The following is a 19,906-nucleotide window of genomic DNA, read 5'->3' on the forward strand; positions in this document are numbered from 1 at the left end:
ATCGCACAGCGGCACCCCCTGGCGGGCGGAAACCGCGGGCCGGGCGGAGGTCGATTCGGCCGATCCGGGAAAGTGCCGTAGAGTTCCTGTTGCCGACGCGGGGTGGAGCAGCTCGGTAGCTCGCTGGGCTCATAACCCAGAGGTCGCAGGTTCAAATCCTGTCCCCGCTACTCATATGTGAAGGCCCGGTGGTTCCCACCGGGCCTTCACTGTTCGTTCCCACAGGTCGTCGGTCAGCAGGCGGATCCGCCGCTGGTGGTCGTCGGGGCTGGTCGGAGGTGGCCGGCACGGAGACCGTGACCTGGTCGGGCAGGAGGCCGTGCGCGCCCAGGTCCGCGGGCGTCAGGTGGCGTGCACTCGGCGTCATCCCCACCAGGTCGATGGCTGTGCCCCTCACCGTCCCCCGACGGTTGAGAGACCCGGGTCAGGCCCCGTCCGCCGGCACCGAGAACAGGGGGCGGAAGTAGGAAGGGTCCGCCTTCTCCTCGACCATGCGTCCCTCGGCCTCGACCCACGCATGGGCGCCGAACGGTAGACGGGCGCGTACTCCCACCGTCCAGGTGGGCCAGGTGCCGCGTGCCCGGCAGAGCAGGACGGTCGCCAGCGAACGAGGCAGGCACCCCTCGTCCCCGGCGCAGCGAAGGCTGACGGCCACCACGGCGTCCCGGGCGGCGCGGGCCTCCGCGTACGTGGCCGCGCGGGCGCCCCTGCGCAGACGGGTCAGTATGGCGCGGGTCCGGGCCGGCGGCTTGGCGACCAGGCGCCGGGCGACGGCAACGGCGAGCAGCACCAGGAGGCGGCGGCCCGGCGAGAGCCGGACCTCCGTGCGGTGCGGTACGACCGAGCTCACGCCTGCTGCACCACCTTCGCCTGCTGGAGACTGGCCATCAGCTGCTCCACGTCCGCGCGGGCACGCGACTCGTCGACGTCGAAGGAGGCCATCAGCCGCTCGGTGGTCTCCTGCACCGTGCTGCCCTCGACCAGGGCGCGGAAGGCGAGGGAGGCGGTCGCGTTGAGCTGCCAGTAGCGGCCGTCGCTGCCGTTCAGCAGAACGGTTCCGTAGTCGGTGTCCACGGTCGAGACGTCGGGGTGCAGTCTCCATGTCATGGTTGTCTCCTGCTCGGGTCCTGTGGCGGGCTCAGGGGCGGGTGGCGGCTGCCGGTCGGAAGGCCGTGGCCCGGGCCCATAGTTCGCAGCTGAGCGCGGACTGCATCGCACCTTGGTGGAGGCTGTTGGTGTAGGGCAGGTCGAACAGCTCGCGCAGCGGTCCGGGGTCGACCAGGCCCAGGGCGGCCAGGCGGGAATCGTCCCAGAGTTCCGCGAGTTCCCGGCGGTGCGCTTCGAAGCCCTCGGCGACGATGGTGGTGCCGTCACCTTTGGTCCGACGGGTCAGCACCTCCGGCGGCATGACGTCTGCCATCGCCGCCTTGATGAGGGGTTTGAACTCCCAGGGAGTGACGCGTTGTTCGGGTCGAACGGCCAGGCATGCCTGGATGACGCGGTCGTCGAGGAAGGGGGAGGTATGGCTGAAGTCCCCGGTCTCGGTCAGTTGGTGGCACTGGCGGACCATCCGTCCGGCGTCCTGGATGGCCAGGAGGTCGTTGTGCCGCCCTCGCGTCGACGCCAGTGGCTCGACGGCTGCGGCCGTGTCGCGCAGGGTGCGGGTCACCAGGTCCCTGGCGTCCGGGGTGAGCCATGCGGGCAGGCCCGGGAAGTGGCCCCAGGCGGACAGCGGGCTCGGGGTGCGAAGAGCGCGGCCGTGGGCCCGGTCCGTGAACCAGCGCCGGTAGGAGTGGCCCTCCAACAGACCTCGGGCCTCGGTGCCCCAGTCGCTCCGGCGCAGTTGGGTCAGCACCCTCAGGCGCTGGGCCGCCAACAGCGGCCGGTGGCGCAACAGGTCGTGGTGATAGGCCGGGTGACCGCACAGCAGTTGGTCCCCACCCAGTCCGTCGAGGTGCAGCCACGAGCCGTGCGCGAGGGCCCGCTGTCGCACGGCGCGCAGTCGGGGCGCGCTCAGTACGGCGGTTGACGGCTCGTCGGGAACGCCCTCAACCGCCGTGAGGCCGCCGAAGAACCGCGGCAGTTCGCGGCTGGAGTAGACGATGTGGTTGAGGTCCGGGAGGCCGGCGGCGGCCTGCCTGGCCCACCGGGCGTCCTCGTCGGCCCGGTCGTCGTTCTCCATGGTGAGCACGGTGAGCGAGGGCCGGTGCCGGACGGCCAACAGGGCGATGCTGGTGGAGTCCATGCCGCCGGAGAGGTCCGCGCTGATCGGCCGGGTGCCGCAGGCGCGCACCCGCACCGCGTCCTCCAGTGCCTGGCGCAACAACTGGCCGCCCGCGGTCAGCGAACGCACCGGTTCGGGGGCCTGCCACCAGCGTTCGACCAGTGGCCGCCGGCCGTCCTGCGGCAGTGCCAGGTACCAGCCCGGAGGGACTGCGGAGACGTTGCGCCACGGCGGCAGGTCGCCCAGCGGGTGCGGCAGCACGTCCAGGGTGCGCAGGGCGAGCAGGGCCGGATCGAGCGGGGCGTCCAGTACGGTCGCCAGGACGTCCGCGCGGTCGGCGGCGAGGGTGAGTGTGCCGAGCTCGCCATGGAAGATCCGGCGCAGCCCGGAGGCGGTGCCCTGTACGCGCAGGCGGCCGCGCACGGAGGCGACGAGGTGGTAGCTGCCGGCCCAGGCCAGGCCCAGTCGGTCCAGGTCGGTCAGATCGTCGATCCGGTCGGCCGCGGCGGCGAGTTCGTCCCGGGTCGCCGAGCAGTGGCCGATCACGGCGAGCCGGGTGTCGCCCCGTTCGGCCACCAGGACCCGGTCCTCGGCCAGCCGGCCGGCCACACAGGGCCGGCCGGACGGGTGCCTCAACAGGACACGCACACCGTCCGTCGGGAACCGACCGATGGCGGCTGCCGCGCCCTCGTCATCCGGCAGCGCGACGAAGTACTGCCAACCGACATCGGCCATCTCAGTGTCCTTACGGGGTGTGCCGCATCAGCGTCGGCCCTAGTGGAGCTTGTCGTAGAAGTGGAAAAGGTTCTCGTAGCCGGTCAGCCCGAAGTAGCCGGTGTCCTCCTGGAAGGAGCCACACTCGATCATCTTGGGGGCCTCGTAGGTCTGGAGCTTGTCGGTCTCCTGGAGTTCGTTGCCCTGCATCACAGTTCACCTCCCCGTTGACTGGTGCGACGGCCCAGGGCGGAACGCGTTCCGGTGCGGACGGTTCCGCGGACGCCGGGATGACTCCCAACTCTCCGCCGATCGACGGGGCTTGCGCCCCGTCGCCGCCCTGGGTGTGATCGACAGAGAACCACGCGGCTCACCGCGATTCAAGATCCACAATCGACCGTCCTGCTATGAATATCCCGGAATACCCCCTCCCACTTTTGCCCCAACAACCACTGACTTCACATGGGTTGCACTATCAACAGCCCGAGGACCCGCCCCACCCCCACCCCTCACCCACGAAACCGGCGCCAGTCACACCCCACCGAAGACGCACCCACCGCCTGCGGCAAGGCGATCACCGTCCATCGACACGATCAGCGACCCGAACCGCGGGAGAAGGGAGGGGGCCGGGATGCCCCATTCCGGAGACCTTGCGGCGTCCTCATCAGCCGTCGCGGACTCACCAACTGGAACAACGCCCAGGCGGAGCTCGTTCAGACAACCGATCCTCGGCCAGCCACAACGACGAGTTGGGCACGCCTAAGGTGAACCAGTGGACACCGAGGCATTGCGATCGTTCGTCCGGGCAGCCGAGCTCGGCCAGTTCCAGCATGCGGCCGATGAGCTGGGCGTGACACAGCAGGCAGTCTCCAAGCGGATCGCCACCCTGGAGCGCGAGCTGGAAGTGCGCCTGTTCACACGTACTGCCCGAGGGGTTGAGCTGACACTCGACGGTCAGGCGTTTCTCTCCCATGCCAGGAGCATCGTCGCGGGAGTCGAGCGCGCCATCAACGCGGTCAGGCCGGGCTCCCGGGCCCTCCGGATCGACGTTCTCGGCCTGCGAAGCGCGCAAGCCGTCGTCCTGCACGATTATTGGCGGTCGCGTCCCGAAGCCAATCTCGACGTGGTGACCCTCAGAGCCAACGACCCACGTGTGGTGGTCGCCGCCGTCGAGGCAGGCGATATCGACGCCTCGTTTCGAACCGTCATTGCCCCGGCCGCACTACCACCCGACCTGCACATGATCCATGCCTTCGACTCCCCGCTGGAACTTCTCGTCGGACCGAGACATCCGCTCGCCTCCGCACGAAGACTGACGCCGCCACAGCTGCGCAAACACCGGATATGGGTGCCGGGTATCGCACCCCGAAGCGAATGGGCGGAGTTCTACGATCAGCTCGCCACGGACTTCGACCTGCGCATCGACGCGGCAGGCCCGCACTTCGGGGACGAAGTGCTCCTGGACACCCTCGCAGAATCCGCGGACGTGGCCACCCTGGTCGGGGCACGCGACCGGTACATCTGGCCGACGAACCACGACCTACGCCGCATCCCTATCGTGAATCCGACCCTCGCATACCCGCTCTCGCTCATCCTCCCCAGAACGAATCCGCATCCGGAACTCCGCGGAATCATCACCCACCTTGGCACCCTGCCCAGGCTCCCCGACGCGGTCTGGCGCCCGTCCTGGGCCACGACACCACAGCGCGCCGAGAGCGGCGAGAGCGACATCGAGAATGCTCAGAGGCCCCGCCCCCGCCCAAGATGACTCGATCACCCCATCGCGGCGCGCTCCCGCCCCGCCCTCACCCGCACGCCTGCCAGACCCGCCGAGCACGGCGGCGAAGTACGAACGTCGCCACGTCGCCACGTCGCCAACCACGCATCCCTCGAATACCGAAGACCCGTTGCGTGATCGCCCGAAACGCCGCGCGCACCGAACACACCCTCGCCTGGCCCAGCACCAGGCCATGCTCCCCGCACACCTCCAGAGTGATATGGGCAGTGGCCAGGACGATCTCCACCTCCCCCGCTGCCTCAGAACTCTTCCGGACTCTTCCGGACTCTTCCGGCTCCGGTGCGGCACTACCTGTGAACTCTGCCGGCGGCCGGGAGAATCCCCAGCAGACTCGACAGCCGCTTGACCGTGTCGGCTTGGCCGTCCGCGTGGACCGTGGTGATACCGAGCGCGGCTGCCGGAGGCAGATTCCCCGGGTTGTCATCGACAAACACACACGCCTCCCCGGGCAAATCCATACGTTCCAGGGTGCGTTGGTAGATTTCCGGATCGGGTTTCGCGATGCCCTCCCGCTCAGAGACCACCGTCACGTCGAACAGCTTCCACACGCCCAACGCCTCGTATGGGTCGTACGGGTCCAGGCCGAAGGAGTTCGACAACAGAGCCACCGTGTAACCGGCTCGCCGAGCAGCCCGCGCCAGAGCGATCATGTTCGCCGCTGGGCGCACACCCGACCACGCTCGGCCCATCAGGTTGTGGTGATCGTCCACCCCCAGCAGCGGAGCCGTGCGGCGATTCCACTCGGCTTGCGACAGCCGTCCCGACTCAAGTGCCGCGTACAGTTCCCGCCCCTCGGGGAGTTCAGCAAGGGTGATTCGCCATGCGTCGGGCGCGAGGCCCTCAGATGCGCACCAGGAGTGCAGCGCGGCCTGTACCCCCTCGGTCAGCACCCCTACGAAGTCCAAGATCAGCCCCCGATAGGGCGTGCGGCCGTCAGTGCCCCGTGCCACGCTTCCACCAACCTCCCCGGTCAAGCCACGACATCGCGAAGGTACCCCCCTCCGGCCCCACGGCAACGGCCCGGGGCGGGTCGCTCTTCAAAGAGGGCCGCCTTGGCTCATACCGCTCTCCCCACGACGCGTCGGCGAGCGACGGCGACCAGGAGGCGGCTGGCTACATCTACTCGTCCCCGGGTGCGGCGCCGCGCCCCACTCCCCTCATGTTGAGCGGACGCGGTGTCCGGGATGACCGGTGGTGAGAAGGTCGCCCCAGGCCCAGCAGACAATGGGGAAGTCCAGCGCATCCAGAGCGAGTCGAGCGGTTTCCACGTCGGAGGGTTCGGTACCGGTGGCCTCGGCCACCAGGTCCGTGACGTAGTGGAGGCCGGTGCCGACGAGGGCGTACCACGCGCGGTTCTTGCTGAACGTCGCGCTGTGCGCTGGGGGAAGACGTGAGGCCGCGGCTTCGACCTGGGCACGGGTTACGGTGTGACGCGTACCGCCGGACGCAAACTCAGCGGAATCGGGCTTGTTCCTCATGATGCTTCGCTCTCATCGCAGCGGGATTGACCGGACGATCAACAGCTCCTTCACGGCATTCTTGATTCTTGTCGCTCCGTAGCTGGAGCACACAGCACTTGGCCAAGTCCATCCCGGACGACCTCGTACCGCGCCGTGCGGCGTACCGCCGGCCCCACAACGTTACGGCCCGCACCTGGCGGTGCCGAGCCCGTAACCTGCGGGCCCGGCACCGCGGGGGCGTACCGTCCACGCCACTCGGTCCGCATGACGGACTGGGTGGAGAGCGATCGCTCGTGCACCCGGGGATGCTGGTCCGCCGCCGTTTCAAGGCAGAGGCAATGGTGTTCGCTTGTCTTGCGGAGGAACTGCGCTGCGGTGATGTCGTCGTGATCGGCGCCGAGGGCCGTGGTGACTGGACCCGCATGCTCCTGCCCTGGGAGCAACGCACGCCAAGCTCGCGGGCTTCTGCGAGCAGGCCGGCTTCCCGGCCACCGCAAGTGAGTTCACCGCGAGCCAGCGCGGGAGACAGCCGAGTAAGAGCCCAGGTAAAAGCCCAGGCAAAAGCCCAGGTCAGAACCGACTCCGTGGGAATTTCAGCCGCACGCGGCGGCGATGGGCACGGAGTTCGCTCGTTCGGCTGAGGTGCGGGGGCGAGGTCTGGTTCAATGCGAGCGACGAGGCAGCGGTGTCCCTCTGGGGGGGTGATGTGGCGTGGTCACGCCGGGTGGACCGAGCGAGCCGAAGGACGCCCCGTCGGTCTCCCGCCGGCTCCAGTCGCTGCGGGCACTCGCCGAGCATCCCCGTACACCGCGCGCGGAGCGCGAGTTGGCGGCGGCGCTGGCGGCCGCGCTCATGAAGCGGTACGGACTGGGAGCGCCCGAGCGGCGGGACGGGATCGCGCGGGACGGGATCATCGTGGTCCGGTTGGAGCCGGACAAGACGGTGGAGGTCCTGGTGTTGGACCCGGACGCCGAGCAGGCCACCCGACAGATCGCCGGCATCATGGGCCGGGACGGCGGCGCGCCCGTGAGCTGGAACGTCCATCGGCTGAACGCACAGGGGCTGAACCCGGGGATCGCGGTGTGGCGCAAGGCCGGCGCGCTCACCCAGCAGCGGGCCGTGAACTTCATGGCCAGCAACATCACCCGCCGCGGCGGCAGCCTCGGCGGATTGGGGAGCATCGGCGGGACGGCCGTCGTCACCGGGTACGACACCGCGACCGGCGCGCTCGCCTCCACCCCGCTGGAGACCCTGGAACACCTCCTGGAGACGGAGGCATACCGCGACGCCGCCGCCCAACTGCGCGCCTGGCGTACCGAACACGGCGTCAGCACCCGCCCCACGTCGACGCGCCCGCGCCCCACCGCGCTGCGGGTGCTGACCGTCGAGGAAGTCGGCAGGCTCACGCCGTGCGCGCCCTGGGAAGCCAGGCTCCAGGCGGAGATCTGGGTCGAGGGCGAGTGGGCCGACCTCGTCGAGTACGAGGACACCCGCGCGGTCTGCCGCCGGCACGGCCGCGGCTGCCGGGAGTGCCCGGCCGGCAGAGCGTGGGACTGGCACCCACTGCCCACCGTGGACGGCCTGCTCACCCGCCTGGCCGCCCACGGCCTGACCTGTGGCTTCCCCCCGCCGTCCCTGTCGGTCGGGCCCGGTGCCTACCGCGACGGGCGCCCGGCGGGGCGCGGCGGATTCAGCGGGCTGACGGTGCTGACCGTCGAGGAGGTCTGCGCGCTCAAGGGCCGACCTCCGCACGAGGCCCGCCTGTGCTCCCAGGTCCGGTACGCCGAGAGCCGCGAGCCCCGGATGACGAGGGAGCACGTCGCCCTCTCGGCGGCCTGTACGCGGCACGGGACCGCCTGCCGCACGTGCGCCGCCCGCGAGTGGGAGTGGACCGGCCTCCCCACCCTGGACACCCTCACGGAGCTCGCCGGCGCCTACTCACTGGAACCGGTGTTCCCGCCCGCCGCCCTCCACGTCAGCGCCGGTACGTACCAGGCACGGCCCCGCCCGCGAGAGAAGCGAGAAGAGATCGCATGACCGCACATGTCCCGCCCGCAGGCGCCGATGCCACCGCCGATCTCGCCTCCGGCGCCCTCGCCCGAGCCCGCGCGGCCGGCGACCGCAGGGCCGAGGCACGGGCGCTGTGCGACCTGGGAGCGGCGCTGACCCGGGTCGGCCGGGCGGGCGAGGGCCGGTATCTGTGCCGCCGCGCCGCGGGCCTGGCCGCCGAGGTCGGCGACCGGCAGGCCGAGGAGGCGGCGTTCGGCGCGCTCGGCCACCACCTCACCGAGCTCGACGCGCTCGGGGAGCGGTGGCGGGCCGTGCTGCTGGAGGGCGGGGACGAGACCGGCTTCTTCGCAAGCCCCGCCGCCGCGCGGTCCGACGCCTCCTACGCCACGGGCGGGCACCCGGACGACGCCCCCGCCAGGCTCACCGGCGTCCCCGTCGTCGAACTCGCCTGCGGCTTCGTCGCGGTGAAATTCCTCGGGCCGTTCGTGGAGAGCTTCGCCGGCAAACTCGGCGAGCGGCTCGGCGAGTCGACGGTCACCGCCACGGGCCGGCTGCGGCTGCTGTGGCACCGCCGCAGCGGCCGCCGGGACCTGGACGTCCTCACGCCCGGCGAGCGTACGACGCTGGTCCTCCCGGACGACTTCGACGACGCCGCGCGCCTCGCCGCCATCGACCTCGACCTCGGCGCGGACGGCGTCCGCGGCGCGGAACTGCACTGGGACGCCGACGCCGGCACATGGAGCCCGGTGAACACCTGACCACGACGCCAACGAAGACGGGGGCACGGATGCGTGAGCAAGCGGTGTGCGACACCTGTGGCACGACGACCCGGCGGTCCAGCGGCTATCACCTGCCGACCAAGCACGTGGTGGTGTCGGAGGCGTACTGGCGCAGCTTCTTCCGGACGGCGGTCGGCATGGTGCGCGACCTCGACTGGGACGAGCACGCCCAGGCCGGCGTCTTCGGCCGGCTGATCAACCAGTCCGCGAGCAGCGCCACACCCTGGCTGGTCTGCGAGGAGTGCAGCGAGTGGTTCGTCTTCGACCGCGCCGCCGCCCGCGAGCACGCGCGACGCGGCAGCGTCCCCGAGGGCTCGGGCGCGGTCGATCCCGCGGGGTTCGCGCCCTTCGCCGCCGCCGCGTGGGAGCACGTCGTCGGTCGCTGGCCGGCCAACGTCCAGCAGCCGACGGTCGGCGACACGTGCGACCTGTGCGCGAAGAAGATCTACCAAGGCGAGCTGGCCGGCCGGATCGGGGCCGGGACAGCGGAGGCGTACCTGGCGTCCGGGGTCCTGGAGACTCCGCCGCTGAGCCCGCCCCGCCCGGACCAGCAGGGCTGGCTGGCGTGCTGGGTCTGCCTGAGCCGCCTCCAGACCAGGGCGGAGCGGGCGCGGGGCGGCCGGTGAGCTCCGAACTGGCCCGCGCGGAGGAGCTGTTCGAGCAGGGCAGGGACCTCTTCCTGCGCGGTCGGTACGAGGACGCCGTACGACTGCTCGCCGCCGCCGCGGAGTTGGCCCCGACCGCGGTGGGCTGCCAGTTCCTGCTGGGCGCCGGCAGGTGGAACAGCGGCGACACCGCGGGCGCCCTGTATCCGCTGGCGCTGTGCGTGTACCTCGACTCCGAGCACGCCGGCGGCCGGTTCGCCCTCGGTGTGGCGCTGCGCGAGCTCGGCCAGCCCGAGCAGGGGGCCGTCCATGTCGCGTACGCGGCCTACCGGGGCAACCGGCAAGCTGCCGCGCAATTACGGGAGTTGGCTCTGGCGCACTGCCCGGACTGCGGCGGCCCCGTCACATCGGGGGCGGCCCGCTGCGACGGCTGCGCGGGCATTCCGCGGCAGATCAGCGCGCCGCGCCCGCGCACCTGGTCGTGGTCCCACCTGCGCTCCGACGACGCCCGTTCGCGGTGGACGCTGCCGTACGAGCGGCTGGCCGACCTCGGCCACGGCCACCTCACCCGTTACGCGGACCACGGCGACCCCCGCGACATCGACGACGCCCTCGCGTACCTGGAGTTGGCCGCGGCCACCGCCTCCGCCGCCGACCGCCCCGCCCGCCTCACCGAACTCGGCAGCGCCTACCGCCGGCGCTTCGCCTGCCACGGGCTGCCCGCGGACCTGGACCACGCGATCGACTGCCACGAACAGGCCCTCGACCAGGTCGCCGCCGACGCCCCCGAGCAGGTGATCGTCCTCGCCAACCTCGGCGTCGCCTACGGGGCCCGCCACGAGTCCTCCGCGGCCGCCGCCGACCTGGAACGGGCCATCGGCTTCCTCGAACGGGCGATGGCGGCCCCCACCGAGGACCCGGACGAGCACCTGTCCACGATGGCCAGCGCCGGCGTCTTCTACCAGCGCCGCCACCTGGCGGGCGGCGACGAGGCCGACCTCGACCGTGCGATCGCACTCCAGGACGCCGTCGTCGAGGCATCCCCGCCCGACCATCCCCGATACGCCGGCCGGATGGCCAACCTCACGGTGGCCTACCTGAACCGCTACGAACGCCACCGTCGCCTCCCCGACCTGGAACGGGCCCTGCTCCTCGCCGACCGCGCGGTGGCGGCGACGCCCCGCGACAGCCCGGCCCTGCCGATCCGGCTGGCCATCCGTGGCAGCACCTGGTTGCAGCTCCATCTGGCGGACCTGCCGGGCGAGTCGGGCGACACGCGCGACCGGCCGCTGGGTCGCGCGCTCGACGACCTGCGGCGGGCGATGGACACCGTGCCCGACGGCCAACCGCACGTGGCCGACGTCCTCGCCGAGCTGGTCAGGGCGCATCTCGTCCCCGGAGCACGGCACTTGGCGCCCGACCGACGGACGTTGGAGGCGTGGGAGGCGCGGCTCAAGGCGGCGCGCGGGGCCACGCCGAGCAGGCGGGCGGTGGCCGGGCGGAACCTGGGCGTACTCGCCAACGTCCTGGGCGAGTACGACCTGGCCGCCCGCGTGCTGGACGCCGCCATCGCGCTGACGCCCGCCGTGCCGCTGCGCGGCACCGACTGGAGCGACCAGGAGCGGCGGTTCGGCGAGCCCCGGGGCCTGGTCAGCCAGGCGTTCGCCGCGCACTGCGCCCGCGGAGAACCGCTCCAGGCGGTCCAGCAGGCCGAGCTGGGCCGCGGCATTTCGCTGGCGACCGTACTCGACGCCCATGACGACCTCGCCGACCTGGAACGCGAACTGCCGGAGCTGGCCCGGCCGTTCCGCCAGGTACGCAAGGAGCTCGCCGCGGGGTCCGCGGCCGAGGCCGTGCTGTGGGACCGGTACGGGCAGCTGGTCGCCCGGATCCGCGAGCACCCCCGGTTCACCCGTTTCCTCATGACGCCCCGCGTCGAGGAGCTGCGGCGGGCCGCGGTCGGCGGCACGGTCGTCGTCGTCAACTCCGCACGGAACAGGGCCGACGCGATCCTGATCGGCCACGAGGGCGACCTCAAGCAGGTGCCGCTGCCGGACCTCACCGCCGATCACGTGGAGGCCCAGTCCGAGGCCGTGGTCGGCTCCGCGCATGCCGGGCTGGCGGACCGGCTCGGCTGGCTGTGGGACACGGTCGTCGGGCCGGTCGCGGAGGCGCTGCCCCCAGGTCCCGGGCCGCGCCGGGTCTGGTGGCTGCCCATCGGGCTGCTCGGGATGTTCCCGCTGCACGCCGCCGGTCACCCCGGCCGGCCCGGCGCCCTGGACTCGTTCGTGTCCTCGTACACCCCTACGCTGCGGATCCTCGCGCACGCCCACGGCCACCCCGCTGCGGTGGCCCGGCGGCAACTGACCGTCGCCCTGCCGAGCACGCCCGGCCTGCCCGGGCTGCCCGGCGCCCTCACCGAAGCCCTCGACCTGCACCGCCGCCATCCCGACCAGCCGCCGCTGCTCAACGAGGACGCCACCACGAGCCAGGTCGCCGCCGCGCTGTCCACCGCCACCTGGGCGCACTTCGCGTGCCACGCGCTCGCCGACCACGCCGCGCCCTCGCACAGCGGACTGTGCCTGAGTGACGGCATGCTCACCATCCCGGAGATCAGCCGGCTCGCCGTGGCCGATGCGCAGCTCGCCTACTTGTCGGCGTGCTCCACCGGCCACCGCAGCCTGGAGCACGTGGACGAGTCGCTGAACCTCGCCTCCGCCTTCCAGCTCGCCGGCTTCCGGCACGTCATCGCGAGCCTGTGGCCGCTGGCCGACGCCTTCGGCGCGGTGGCGGCCCGCACCTTCTACGCCGAACTGTCCGGCACTGCCGACGACGCCCCCGCGGCGCTGCACCGTACGACGCTCGCCATGCGCGACCGCTACCAGGGCCGGCCCGACCTGTGGTCCTCGCTCATCCACAGCGGCCCGTAACCCGACGCGTGGCGCGGGCCGGCCCATGCTGTCCCGCAGTCCGCTCCGCAGGCCCGGCGCCGCGCGAGTGGCCTGCCGCACCGCGCAGTCGGACCCATTGAGCGCGATCGAAAGCGTTCGGCCTCGACGGAGGCGAAGGCGGGCAGTCCAGCGATGGCCGAGCCGCTCCCGGTCGCCCTCAGCTCATCAGCTCGGGCGTGAAGTAGTCACGCAGGCGAGCGATCTTCCCGTCGCGGACGCGGAAGATCTGTACCAGAGAGACGATCACGTCACCCCCGTCCCCGTCCCCCTCCTCCCCCTCCCCGTCGAAGACGACGTCGATTTCGACGATGAAGACGTCGGGGTCGGAGGTGGTGTGCAGCACGTATGCGGACTTCTCAGGGTTCGGCGGACGGTTGCCCTTCGCCTGCCGCTCGTAGTACGCCGCCATGGCACTGCGGATCTCCTCGCGACCTACCAGCCTCCTGGGGAAGGTGGCGCCGGCCGGCATGAGCGGCGCCTCGAAGACACCGTCCGCGGTGAAGTTCTCGGCGAGGGCGTCGGCGTTGCGGGTCATGGTGCCGGCGTAGACATAACTCTCGAAGATCTCCTGCGGCGTTCGGGACACGGCGGCCTCCATGGAGTCGGGCACAGGAGACCACACCATCACAGTGACGCTTCCGGAAAGGCGGTTTCCGGGAATGATCACGTTCCGCGGCATCAACCGCGCCGTCCGGAGCCGCGCTTGGTCACCCACCGCTGACCGGCGACACGTCACTGTCCTCGGACACGGGGCCGTGCCGTAGATGCCGCTGGAGTTCGGGACCCGGCAGACGGTCTACCAGCGGCCCGCCCGGGCTGCCTCTTCCGCCCCCGCCCGGTAGCTTCTGAGCAACCGTCCCTCTCCGTTCGGGGGTTTCCGTGGCCGTCGTACGTGCCGGTGTCGCGCTCTGTACCGTCCTGCTTGCCCTGCCCCCGGACGGCAGCGGTCCGCCCCTGCCGGACCGGCTGTCCGACACCGGCGGGGGCAGTCAGCTGATCACCGCCGTCGCGCCCCGCACCGGCGCCACGACGGGGACGCTGACCTGGTGGGACCGGCGGGGCGGCAAGTGGGTCGTGGCCGGCAGCGCGCCCGCCCGCTTCGGGGCGAAGGGCCTCGTCGAAGGCGGCAAGCGCAGACAGGGCACCAACACCACCCCCACCGGCCTGTACGACCTTCCCTACGGCTTCGGGATCAAGGCCGCGCCCAGCGGGACCTCGACGCCGTACCGCCGGGTGAACCGGAACTCCTGGTGGTGCGAGGACGATCGCTCGCGCGCCTACAACCGCTGGGCCGAGCCGCTGCCCGCCGACTGCCGCGCCACCGAGTCCGAGCACCTCGCCGACTACTACACCCAGTACGCGCACGCGCTCGTCATCGGCTTCAACTACAAGAAGCCGGTACGTGGCCGGGGCGCGGGCATCTTTCTGCACGTCAACGGGCGGGCGGCGACGGCCGGTTGCGTCTCCGCGCCCGCGGACGCCGTGCGCCGGATCCTGGCCTGGGCCGAGCCCCGACAGCGGCCGCACATCGCGATCGGAACCACCTCTGGTCCCACCGCGATCACTCGTTACTAGAACGAGGGCCCCGAAGGGTCATCGCGACGGCGGCGGCGAGCGTGCGGCGCAGCACGGCTCACGTTCCTTTTCCTCCGCGCCGTGGTTTCCGGGATTGCCCAGGGCCAGGGCGGCGAGGTTTCCGAAGTTACCGATGGTCACGGTGAAGTGTTCCCCGATGGCCGCATCGGCCTCTGGGATGACGATCGTCCCGTGCTGGCTGGCGTCCTGAACCCCACGGTCGACGGCGCGGGTGCACTGGAACCGCGGGTCCAGATGGGTTGCGGGGTGGTCGAACCGGGCCCGGGCAGCCGTGTGGTCATGGCCACGGGGGAATTCCACGTCAGCGAACGAGCAGCCACTCAGCCTGAAAACGGGCGGCATCGGGCGCACGCTCCGCCCGGGTCCGGCGCAGTGCCAGGACGCGACGCAGTGGCAGGGGCGGTGCAGTGGCAGGGGGCGGTGCAGTGCCAGGGCGCGGGCGGCTTCGGACGCGCGGCGGCGCCGAACGCAGGTCTCCTCGGACGAGACTGGCTGCTGGTCCGAGGACACCTACGAGTCCGGGAACGCCCGCCGGCCGATGCGCTCGGTCACGCGCCGCGGACAGGTTGCCGTGCCTGCGGGCAGGTTCCGATGGTTTCCGTTGCGCCCCTTTGCTCGTTGTTCATGGCGGGGGTGGCCTTCGCCGACCGCATCAAGCTCCGGAGGAGCAGGACCATGACCACACTCACCGCCATGCCCACTCCGCCGGACAGGGAAGCCACGCAGCGCGCCCGGGTCGGCCGGATGCTCGTCGCCCCCGATTCGATCCCGGAGACGGCTGCCACCCTGCTGCCGGAGGACCTGTCCGGCCCGCTCGCCGTTGTCTACGTCTCGGTGCTGGCGGTGTACGCCTCCGGGCAGCCGGTCGACTCGATCACTGTGGGCGTGCACCTGCACTGCCGGGGACGGCTCGCCGAAGTCGGCGGAAGCACATACCTCACGGCGCTCGCCCAAGCCGGGACGGGCACAGTCTCGTTGGCGGCGTTGCCCGCGTTCCATCGGCCGGCGGACGTGGTCCCCATGCGCACTCCCACAGCCTGCCGCACTTCACCGCCGTCCAAGGAACTGCTGTGGGACAAGGTGATCGCCGAGTTCACCAGCGCGGCGCTCTCGACGACGAGCACCACCTCGACCTCGTACATGCCGGCGACGTAGGCGACGTCCGTTCGCTCCCTGCCCCGTGGGCCGGGGGCGAACGCTCCCCCCCCCCGCCCGTGGCCCGGACGGACCAGCCCCTCGTGGCCGCGGCGCCGGCTTCCGCACCGCTGCCCTGGTCCGCGCCGGAGCCCCGCTTCGAGGGTGGCCACCGTCTCGAACGCCCGAGGCCCTCGCGGCCTGCTCGAAGCCGCGGGGGGACGGGCCGGCCGCCGGGCGTGTCTGGGACCACCGGCCGCCTGACGGCGAAGTGCCACACCCCGCGGTTCATCCTCGTGCCCACCCTGCGCGAGGACCTGGAGCCCCTGGTTCCCGTCGACTGCCCGGTCCGGGCAAGCCGTGGTGGCAGCGGCCGGCCCGGTGCCTGCCCCGGCGCCCGAGCGTTCCGCCTCGCCGATCCGTAGCGGGCACACCCGATAGCCGAGCATGAGATGCGCCAGACGTGTCAGACGTGTCAGACGTGTCAGACGTGTCAGACGTGTCAGGTGCGGCAGGTGCGTCCGATCGGGACTGTCTCGTCGTGCTCCGGAGTTCCTTGGCCTCTGCGCTGTGACGACCGGTCAGGCTGCCGGGCGGATCAGGCCGCCGGTCTTCTGCCGAAGTGCCGCTTCCAGTCGGTCGCGGGTCTCGGTCTGGGCGGCGATCCGCTCGTTGAGGACTGCCAGCCGTTCCCAGGCAACCCGCAGACCCTTGTCCGACGGCGCTGCGGCAGCCACATCGCCGTCCAGGCACGGCAGGAACACGCGCACATCGTCCAGGGTGAGTCCGGCGGCCAGCAGATAGCGGATGTTGCGCACCCGCACCGCCGCCCCCTCCTCGTAGACGCGGTAGCCATTCGACGCCCGCTCGGAGGAGATCAATCCCGCCTGCTCGTAGTGCCGTAGCGCACGCGCGGTCGTCCCAGTCACCTTGGCCAGCTCGCCGATCTGCACCCGCCCCACCTCCTGGGCCACTCCTATCACGCCACGACCGCTCCACCGTCGACCGGGAGTACGACTCCGGTGATGAACGATGCCGCCGGTGCAGCAAGCCGGGTGATCGCCCAGGCCACCTCCTCGGGGCGGCCGATCCGGCCCAGCGGAGTGTGTGCCAGCTGCCATTCCCGCACTGCGGCCATGCGCTCCGGCGTCAGGCCCTGATGGTCGCCGATGGGGGTGTCGACCGCGCCCGGGGCGACGGCCACGACCCGGATCCCGCGGGGTGCCAGCTCGACCGCCCAGCTGCGGGTCAGCAGTTCCAAGGCGGTCTTGGTCGCGGCGTAGACCGAGCTGCCGGGCCAGGCCCGCTGCCCCACCGACGTACTGACGTTGACGATCACCCCGTGCGCCGTCTCCAGGAACGGTAGCGCGGCTTGGGCCAGCAGGATGGGGGCGACGAGATTAGTGGCGAGCTGAGGCGCGATGCTCTCCGGCGTCAGCGTGCCGAGGGCGCCGCTGCGCACGATGCCGGCGTTGTTGAGCAGCACGTCCAGTCGGCCATGTGTCTCCAGTACGGCTTGGACGATGCGCTCGGGCCCGCTCTCGGCGGTGATGTCGGCGGCCAGGGGCGTGATCCGGTGGTGCCCGGCAGCGGTCTCCTTGAGCGGTTCGATGCGCCGTCCGATCGCGATCACATGGGCGCCCTCCGCGGCGAAGGCGCGGGCGGTGGCCCGGCCGATCCCGGTGCCGGCCCCGGTGATGGCGACGACCCTGCTGCTCTGTGGTGCGGTGCTGTTCATGCCGGCCATCGTTCAACCCTGCCGCCAGCGGCAAGGTCAAGTAGCTGTCCTCCTGCGACCAGCGGTCATCGGTTCGCCGGTTGCCTCGGTGACTCCGTAGTGGTTGACGTCGAAGACGGACGTCCGGGCCGCGACCGGGCACTGCCGGCCGACAAGAGCGGCCCGACGCGGCTCGGCTTCGCCCTGACGCTGAAGTTCGTCGAGCAGGAAGCTCAGGGCGCCGGTGTGAGGGAAGGACGGGGCACCGATCCCGTGACCCTGCGAAGAGCCCGAGCGCATGAACGAACCCCGCGCAGCAGCCGGCATCGAGTCCTTCGATGCGTACGTCGCCGAGTTCTCCCCGGCCTGACGCTCGCTATCGGCCACGTGCTGCGGAGCACCGCTCGGGGCCCGCCTGCCGCAGGTATCGATCCACCGCGGACAGCGAGAAGGGCCCCTAGGGTCTGTCCGACCCTGACCCATCGGACAGCCCCTACCCCCGCCACCGCACCCCGTACCGCCGCCGCAGCCGGTTGATCTCCCACCAGGCCACCGCCGTCACCGACACCGGGCCACCGAGGAACGCGCAGACCGCGAGCGGCACCGGGCCCGGCGGCAGGCCGCCCGCCAACAGGCCGAGGAAGGCGAACACCCAGACCAGGACGGTGGTGACCAACGCGGGCAGCGCCGCATGCAGGGCGGACAGATTGAAGGCGTGGCGCAGCGCCGGACCGGAGGCGAAGCAGAGGAAGAAGATCACCCACCAGAACGGCGCCCAGCACACGAACATCACCAGCACCCAGAGCAGTAGCCCGGGCGGCCCGTTGGAGTTGCCGGACAGCAGACCCATCCCCTTGCCCGCCGCCGTGAACCACAGTGGCACCAGCGTCCAGGCACCGAAGTACCACAGGGCCGATCGGCCGGCCGGCCACAGCTGCGTCCGCATGGCCCGCCGCGTCCCGGGCCTGGCCGCCCAGAAGAGCAGTGCCACCACCACCGCCGCGCTCAACAGCGCCAACCAGGGTGCGAACAACAGCCGTTGCAGGAACTGCTGCTGTGCGTCCGCCACGTCCTTCCAGCCGCCGAACACCGCCAACAGCGCCCCCGACATGACGAGGGCCGCCCAGGCCCGCACCCGCTGCACCAGGAGCACCTCGGGATCCTCGACGTGCCCTTCCGGGCGTACGGGGAAGACCCGGCGCGCCATACGGCGGGCCGTACGGGCCAGTTGGTAGCCGACCAGCAACGGCACGGTCAGCCACCACAGGAACGGGAGGAGCAGCACCAGCAACACCCACGGGGACATCTGCTCCCGCCGCCCCCGCAACACCTCATCCAGCGGCGGCCATTCGTCCTCACGCAGCCGTCGCCACAGCGGCGTGTACGGCCGCGGCGGGTCGCTCGCGGGCCGCCGCCCGCCGTACGGCGACCGCCCGGACGGGCGAGGTCCGTCGATGCTCACGGGCGTCCCTTCGTCCCTTCCACGGTCCCGGAAGGGGACGCGACCCGGCCCGGCCACGGTTCCCGACCGGACGCCCCGTGCCGCCGGGACGCGGCCGGAGCGGCAGAGCCGCCGCTGTGTTGGACGACCGCTGTGTTGGACGACGCTCTGCATGTTTGTGAAGCATCGGGTTCGCGACACCCGCGATGGGCGTGATGTGCGATCTTGCTGGGCAGTCCGTGTCTGCTTCGTACACGACGACAGCGTGTGTACCGAAAGACCTGAAAGTGCCGTACGCCTCACTAGGCTTGTGCGTCGAGCAGAGGAGTACGCATGAGCTTTCGCCTGAAGGCGATCAGCCGCGAGGACCATCTGACCTTCGTCCGGGCCCGGGCCGCGGTGAGTCACATGCAGGTCCCCTCGTGGGGAGATGTGAAGCCGGACTGGCGAGCGGAGAGCCTCGGCTGGTTCGACGAGAGCGACCGCCTCGTCGGCGTGGGGCTGGTGCTGATGCGGCCGTTGCCGAAGCTGAAGCGGTACCTCGCCTACGTGCCGGAGGGACCGGTCATCGACTGGGCCGCGCCGGATCTGGAGCGGTGGCTCGATCCGATGCTCGCGTACGTGAAGGGGCGCGGCGCGTTCTCGGTGAAGATGGGGCCACCCGTGGTCGCCCGGCGCTGGAGTGCCGAGGCCGTCAAGGCCGCCATCGCCGATCCGCGGGCCCGTCGGCTGCGCGACGTGGAGGCCACCACGCACGAGCCGGGGGCCTTCGACCTCGCCGACCGGCTGCGGCGGCTGGGCTGGCAGCAGACCGAGCCTGCCGGCGAGGACGGCTTCGCCGCAGGTCAGCCGCGTTACGTTTTCCAAGTGCCGTTCGCCGGGCGGTCCCTGGAGGAGGTTCAGCGGGGCCTCAACCAGCAGTGGCGCCGCAACATCAAGAAGGCGGAGAAGGCCGGCGTCAAGGTCGTCCGAGGCGGCTACGAGGACCTGTCCGCCTTCTACGAGATCTATGTGGAGACCGCCGAGCGGGACCGCTTCGTTCCCCGCCCGCTGTCCTACTTCCAGCGCATGTGGACCGCGCTGAGGGCAGAGGACGCCGACCGCATGCGCCTCTACCTCGCCCGGCACGAGGGCGAGGTGCTCGCGGCGGCCACGATGCTGACCGTCGGCGAGCACGTCTGGTACTCCTACGGCGCCTCTACCGGCCGCAAGCGCGAGGTCCAGCCGAACAACGCGATCCAGTGGCGGATGATGTCCGACGCCCACGCGCTCGGCGCGGGCGTCTACGACTTCCGCGGCATCACCGACACCCTGGAGGAGAGCAACCACCTGCTGGGACTCCTGCGGTTCAAGGTCGGCTCCGGCGGCGAGGCCGTCGAATACCTCGGCGAGTGGGACTTCCCGCTCAACAAGGTCCTGCACAAAGCCCTCGACCTCTACATGTCCCGCCGCTGATCCTGCGGCTGCCTCGTGCCGA

20 protein-coding genes and 1 tRNA gene are annotated in these 19,906 nt (G+C 71.4%); 10 read left to right on the forward strand and 11 right to left on the reverse strand.

Annotated elements, in window-relative coordinates:
• Nucleotides 1–96 precede the first annotated feature (96 nt).
• A tRNA-Met gene (locus MOV08_RS09670) sits at nucleotides 97–170 on the forward strand.
• 254 nt (nucleotides 171–424) lie between these two features.
• Here the strand turns inward: MOV08_RS09670 and MOV08_RS09680 are convergent.
• Genes MOV08_RS09680 through MOV08_RS09695 form a run of 4 tightly spaced genes read right to left on the reverse strand, consistent with a single transcriptional unit; the run spans nucleotide 425 to nucleotide 3,148 of the window.
• A complete protein-coding gene (locus tag MOV08_RS09680) occupies nucleotides 425–850 on the reverse strand; it encodes a lasso peptide biosynthesis B2 protein (protein WP_275307051.1) in 426 nt (141 codons plus the stop codon).
• A complete protein-coding gene (locus MOV08_RS09685; protein ID WP_275307052.1) occupies nucleotides 847–1,107 on the reverse strand; it encodes a lasso peptide biosynthesis PqqD family chaperone in 261 nt (86 codons plus the stop codon). Before MOV08_RS09685 ends, MOV08_RS09680 begins: the two co-directional genes overlap by 4 nt.
• Before the next feature lie 31 nt (nucleotides 1,108–1,138).
• Nucleotides 1,139–2,959, reverse strand: a complete 1,821-nt coding sequence (locus MOV08_RS09690; RefSeq protein WP_275307054.1) for an asparagine synthase-related protein — start codon at nucleotides 2,957–2,959, stop codon at nucleotides 1,139–1,141.
• Between the two features lie 39 nt (nucleotides 2,960–2,998).
• The gene (locus MOV08_RS09695; RefSeq protein ID WP_107080297.1) at nucleotides 2,999–3,148 is read right to left on the reverse strand and encodes a keywimysin-related RiPP; all 150 of its coding nucleotides are present in this window, start codon (nucleotides 3,146–3,148) and stop codon (nucleotides 2,999–3,001) included.
• A gap of 562 nt (nucleotides 3,149–3,710) precedes the next feature.
• Between MOV08_RS09695 and MOV08_RS09700 the strand changes: the two genes are divergently transcribed.
• Nucleotides 3,711–4,706: a LysR family transcriptional regulator gene (locus MOV08_RS09700; RefSeq protein ID WP_275307055.1), complete on the forward strand. Its 996-nt coding sequence runs from the start codon at nucleotides 3,711–3,713 to the stop codon at nucleotides 4,704–4,706.
• A 317-nt stretch (nucleotides 4,707–5,023) separates the two neighbouring features.
• On the opposite strand, the gene MOV08_RS09705 is transcribed toward MOV08_RS09700, so the two are convergent.
• Together MOV08_RS09705 and MOV08_RS09710 are read right to left on the reverse strand one after the other, a co-directional pair.
• Complete coding sequence (locus MOV08_RS09705) at nucleotides 5,024–5,686, reverse strand: HAD-IA family hydrolase (RefSeq protein ID WP_039631082.1); 663 nt, start codon at nucleotides 5,684–5,686, stop codon at nucleotides 5,024–5,026.
• A gap of 207 nt (nucleotides 5,687–5,893) precedes the next feature.
• Nucleotides 5,894–6,214: a hypothetical protein gene (locus tag MOV08_RS09710; RefSeq protein WP_275307056.1), complete on the reverse strand. Its 321-nt coding sequence runs from the start codon at nucleotides 6,212–6,214 to the stop codon at nucleotides 5,894–5,896.
• Nucleotides 6,215–6,907: 693 nt separating this feature from the next.
• Between MOV08_RS09710 and MOV08_RS09715 the strand changes: the two genes are divergently transcribed.
• The 4 genes from MOV08_RS09715 to MOV08_RS09730 are packed head-to-tail and all read left to right on the forward strand — an operon-like array spanning nucleotide 6,908 to nucleotide 12,520.
• A complete protein-coding gene (locus MOV08_RS09715) occupies nucleotides 6,908–8,233 on the forward strand; it encodes a DUF2786 domain-containing protein (RefSeq protein WP_275307057.1) in 1,326 nt (441 codons plus the stop codon).
• A complete protein-coding gene (locus tag MOV08_RS09720; protein ID WP_275307059.1) occupies nucleotides 8,230–8,964 on the forward strand; it encodes a hypothetical protein in 735 nt (244 codons plus the stop codon). Before MOV08_RS09715 ends, MOV08_RS09720 begins: the two co-directional genes overlap by 4 nt.
• 29 nt (nucleotides 8,965–8,993) lie before the next feature.
• Nucleotides 8,994–9,611 carry a hypothetical protein gene (locus MOV08_RS09725; RefSeq protein WP_039631090.1) on the forward strand — a complete coding sequence of 206 codons (618 nt, stop codon included), beginning with the start codon at nucleotides 8,994–8,996 and terminating at the stop codon, nucleotides 9,609–9,611.
• Nucleotides 9,608–12,520, forward strand: a complete 2,913-nt coding sequence (locus MOV08_RS09730; RefSeq protein WP_275307061.1) for a CHAT domain-containing protein — start codon at nucleotides 9,608–9,610, stop codon at nucleotides 12,518–12,520. The genes MOV08_RS09725 and MOV08_RS09730 overlap by 4 nt, the downstream gene beginning before the upstream one ends.
• A gap of 178 nt (nucleotides 12,521–12,698) precedes the next feature.
• On the opposite strand, the gene MOV08_RS09735 is transcribed toward MOV08_RS09730, so the two are convergent.
• Nucleotides 12,699–13,127, reverse strand: a complete 429-nt coding sequence (locus MOV08_RS09735) for a nuclear transport factor 2 family protein (protein ID WP_275307062.1) — start codon at nucleotides 13,125–13,127, stop codon at nucleotides 12,699–12,701.
• A 293-nt stretch (nucleotides 13,128–13,420) separates the two neighbouring features.
• Between MOV08_RS09735 and MOV08_RS09740 the strand changes: the two genes are divergently transcribed.
• Nucleotides 13,421–14,116 (forward strand): L,D-transpeptidase family protein, encoded by a 696-nt coding sequence (locus MOV08_RS09740; protein ID WP_275307064.1) that lies wholly within the window; start codon nucleotides 13,421–13,423, stop codon nucleotides 14,114–14,116.
• Nucleotides 14,117–14,134: 18 nt separating this feature from the next.
• Here MOV08_RS09740 and MOV08_RS09745 read toward each other — a convergent pair whose 3' ends face one another.
• Nucleotides 14,135–14,437, reverse strand: a complete 303-nt coding sequence (locus tag MOV08_RS09745; RefSeq protein ID WP_275307066.1) for a hypothetical protein — start codon at nucleotides 14,435–14,437, stop codon at nucleotides 14,135–14,137.
• A 375-nt stretch (nucleotides 14,438–14,812) separates the two neighbouring features.
• Here MOV08_RS09745 and MOV08_RS09750 point away from each other — a divergent pair, with 375 nt between their 5' ends.
• Entirely contained in the window at nucleotides 14,813–15,292 is a 480-nt protein-coding gene (locus tag MOV08_RS09750; RefSeq protein ID WP_275307068.1) for a DnaB-like helicase N-terminal domain-containing protein, read from the forward strand.
• Between the two features lie 218 nt (nucleotides 15,293–15,510).
• Complete coding sequence (locus MOV08_RS09755) at nucleotides 15,511–15,696, forward strand: hypothetical protein (protein WP_275307069.1); 186 nt, start codon at nucleotides 15,511–15,513, stop codon at nucleotides 15,694–15,696.
• Between the two features lie 156 nt (nucleotides 15,697–15,852).
• Here MOV08_RS09755 and MOV08_RS09760 read toward each other — a convergent pair whose 3' ends face one another.
• The 3 genes from MOV08_RS09760 to MOV08_RS09770 form a co-directional block, all read right to left on the reverse strand.
• Complete coding sequence (locus MOV08_RS09760; RefSeq protein ID WP_275311741.1) at nucleotides 15,853–16,224, reverse strand: MerR family transcriptional regulator; 372 nt, start codon at nucleotides 16,222–16,224, stop codon at nucleotides 15,853–15,855.
• Nucleotides 16,225–16,250: 26 nt separating this feature from the next.
• The gene (locus MOV08_RS09765; protein WP_275307070.1) at nucleotides 16,251–17,018 is read right to left on the reverse strand and encodes an SDR family NAD(P)-dependent oxidoreductase; all 768 of its coding nucleotides are present in this window, start codon (nucleotides 17,016–17,018) and stop codon (nucleotides 16,251–16,253) included.
• A gap of 463 nt (nucleotides 17,019–17,481) precedes the next feature.
• Nucleotides 17,482–18,450, reverse strand: a complete 969-nt coding sequence (locus MOV08_RS09770) for a hypothetical protein (RefSeq protein WP_338057151.1) — start codon at nucleotides 18,448–18,450, stop codon at nucleotides 17,482–17,484.
• A 312-nt stretch (nucleotides 18,451–18,762) separates the two neighbouring features.
• Between MOV08_RS09770 and MOV08_RS09775 the strand changes: the two genes are divergently transcribed.
• Nucleotides 18,763–19,884 (forward strand): lipid II:glycine glycyltransferase FemX, encoded by a 1,122-nt coding sequence (locus MOV08_RS09775; protein WP_275307071.1) that lies wholly within the window; start codon nucleotides 18,763–18,765, stop codon nucleotides 19,882–19,884.
• Nucleotides 19,885–19,906 lie beyond the last annotated feature (22 nt).

This window comes from Streptomyces yunnanensis, assembly GCF_029011865.1.
In the GTDB taxonomy this organism is placed as follows: Bacteria; Actinomycetota; Actinomycetes; order Streptomycetales; family Streptomycetaceae; genus Streptomyces; species Streptomyces yunnanensis.

Coding starts and splice junctions, on each gene's coding strand:
- MOV08_RS09685 (WP_275307052.1), bottom strand. CDS start 1,107: ATGACATGGAGACTGCACCCCGACGTCTCGACCGTGGACACCGACTAC.
- MOV08_RS09690 (WP_275307054.1), bottom strand. CDS start 2,959: ATGGCCGATGTCGGTTGGCAGTACTTCGTCGCGCTGCCGGATGACGAG.
- MOV08_RS09695 (WP_107080297.1), bottom strand. CDS start 3,148: ATGCAGGGCAACGAACTCCAGGAGACCGACAAGCTCCAGACCTACGAG.
- MOV08_RS09710 (WP_275307056.1), bottom strand. CDS start 6,214: ATGAGGAACAAGCCCGATTCCGCTGAGTTTGCGTCCGGCGGTACGCGT.
- MOV08_RS09720 (WP_275307059.1), top strand. CDS start 8,230: ATGACCGCACATGTCCCGCCCGCAGGCGCCGATGCCACCGCCGATCTC.
- MOV08_RS09725 (WP_039631090.1), top strand. CDS start 8,994: ATGCGTGAGCAAGCGGTGTGCGACACCTGTGGCACGACGACCCGGCGG.
- MOV08_RS09750 (WP_275307068.1), top strand. CDS start 14,813: ATGACCACACTCACCGCCATGCCCACTCCGCCGGACAGGGAAGCCACG.
- MOV08_RS09765 (WP_275307070.1), bottom strand. CDS start 17,018: ATGGCCGGCATGAACAGCACCGCACCACAGAGCAGCAGGGTCGTCGCC.
- MOV08_RS09775 (WP_275307071.1), top strand. CDS start 18,763: ATGAGCTTTCGCCTGAAGGCGATCAGCCGCGAGGACCATCTGACCTTC.